This window comes from Psychrobacillus sp. (assembly GCF_056205495.1).
In genome coordinates, this window is record NZ_JBAEAP010000571.1 from 1 (window position 1) to 1639 (window position 1639).

A 1639-nucleotide genomic window follows, 5' to 3' on the forward strand; every position below is an offset into this window, starting at 1 on the left:
AAAGGTTTTAATTCTAATAATAATTCAAATGACAATACGAATAATTCCAATACGAATTCTAATATTCAAAAAGATAAAGATAATTCTACAACAGCTACAAATAAATCATCTAATACAAACTCCAAAGGTGGATTTACAGCTGGTGGATTGATGAAAGGTCTTTTCATAGGTGGTCTCGCTGGATTACTCTTCGGTAGTCTTTTTGCAAATATGGGTATACTTGGTTCCATATTAGGTTTCTTAATTAATGCTGCCGCTATCGCAGTAATTGTTATTCTTATCCTTAAGATTATCAACATCTTTAAAGACAAGAAAAAGAAAGAGGAACCACATACATGGAAAAACTAGTAGTACCGGAACAAAATATTATTAATGCTATTTGCGTTCACTTTGGTCGTAAAGTAAATGCTAACCCGGAAGAAGTTGAAGTGGAGTTAATGTATGATGACGAGACTGGCTTTTCCGCTGAGGCATATATAAATGATAAACAGTATAATTTAAGTACTCTAGACATTATTGAATCTTTACGCCAAACAATGAGAGAATTTTTAAATCTAGATCCTATCTCTACCGGTATAGAGCTTGTATTAGATGAAAAAGAAGGAATAATTGCAGTTGTAAGTTAAAAAATAGGTAACGAAGATTTTCTTCGTTACCTATTTTATTATTTTTTTAGGAGAAAGTTTCGGTATTACAAAACATGATTCAAAACAAAAAACCGATGGCATTAAGCCATCGGTCTCATTTTAATTATTTTTGATAACCGCTCATTTGTCCTTGAGCTTGAGCTACTAAACGCTTAGTAATTTCTCCGCCAACGGATCCGTTAGCACGCGCTGTAGATTCTCCTCCAAGTTGTACTCCAAATTCTTGAGCGATTTCATATTTCATTTGGTCAAGAGCTTGTTTAACACCTGGTACAAGTAGTTTGTTGTTGTTGTTTGACATTTCTCTCACCTCCTTGTGAGATTATATTGTGCCAAATCTTTTGATATATACAAGAAATAAAATTTCAGACAAAAAACTTTTTTTAATACATTTAACTGCATTGTTCTAATGATTATGGTTATCCTTTATATCAAAACAAAATTTTTAATGCAATATTTTTAGGTTCCTTAAACTTTAGCTCGTTAATATTCACCTATTCCCTACTCCTTACATAATCTGAAGGGAAAGCTTAAAGGAGTGAATATTTATTGATTAAAGTGCACCCAGTTGACATCGATGGAAACACATTTATAGCTGTTTCAGTTGAGCTTCCAAAAACGACTTTGCTAACCGTATCCAATGACAAAGGTTACATTATGTGTGGAGCATTAGATGTTGGCTTGCTCAATGAAAAGTTAAAAGACAGGAACATAATTGCAGGCCGAGCTGTAGGAGTAAAAACAATTGAAGAGCGTATACACGCTGCACTTGAATCCGTTACTTTAGAGGCAGAGAAATTAGGAATTGAGACTGGAATGATAGGAAGAGAAGCATTACTAAGAATGCTTTAAAGCTGCCCTTCCAGCAAAAAGTAAAAGCCATATCTTAAACTCCCCTTAATTTCAGCACTCTTTAGGACATCATATCTAATACATGTACTTGTAAGAGGATGACCGTGTTTTTATGATCATCCTCCTTTTAGTTAGTATGT

Annotated in this window: 4 protein-coding genes; 3 read left to right on the plus strand and 1 reads right to left on the minus strand. The window is 33.6% G+C overall.

Annotated features, from left to right (window positions below):
• Together AC06OU_RS16140 and AC06OU_RS16145 are read left to right on the plus strand one after the other, a co-directional pair.
• On the plus strand, positions 1-348 hold a 348-nt coding region (locus tag AC06OU_RS16140), incomplete at its 5' end, for a hypothetical protein (protein ID WP_475857140.1).
• Positions 336-626 (plus strand): DUF2653 family protein, encoded by a 291-nt coding sequence (locus tag AC06OU_RS16145; protein ID WP_475857142.1) that lies wholly within the window; start codon positions 336-338, stop codon positions 624-626. The genes AC06OU_RS16140 and AC06OU_RS16145, both read left to right, overlap by 13 nt.
• Positions 627-750: 124 nt before the next feature.
• Here AC06OU_RS16145 and AC06OU_RS16150 read toward each other — a convergent pair whose 3' ends face one another.
• Positions 751-948 (minus strand): alpha/beta-type small acid-soluble spore protein, encoded by a 198-nt coding sequence (locus AC06OU_RS16150; protein WP_340886819.1) that lies wholly within the window; start codon positions 946-948, stop codon positions 751-753.
• A gap of 248 nt (positions 949-1196) precedes the next feature.
• On the opposite strand from AC06OU_RS16150, the gene AC06OU_RS16155 reads away from it, so the two are divergent.
• Positions 1197-1499 (plus strand): YunC family protein, encoded by a 303-nt coding sequence (locus AC06OU_RS16155; protein ID WP_475857143.1) that lies wholly within the window; start codon positions 1197-1199, stop codon positions 1497-1499.
• Positions 1500-1639 lie beyond the last annotated feature (140 nt).

Bases quoted from the DNA above. Each gene is read 5' to 3' on its own strand.
- AC06OU_RS16145 (WP_475857142.1), top strand. From the start codon at position 336: ATGGAAAAACTAGTAGTACCGGAACAAAATATTATTAATGCTATTTGC.
- AC06OU_RS16150 (WP_340886819.1), bottom strand. From the start codon at position 948: ATGTCAAACAACAACAACAAACTACTTGTACCAGGTGTTAAACAAGCT.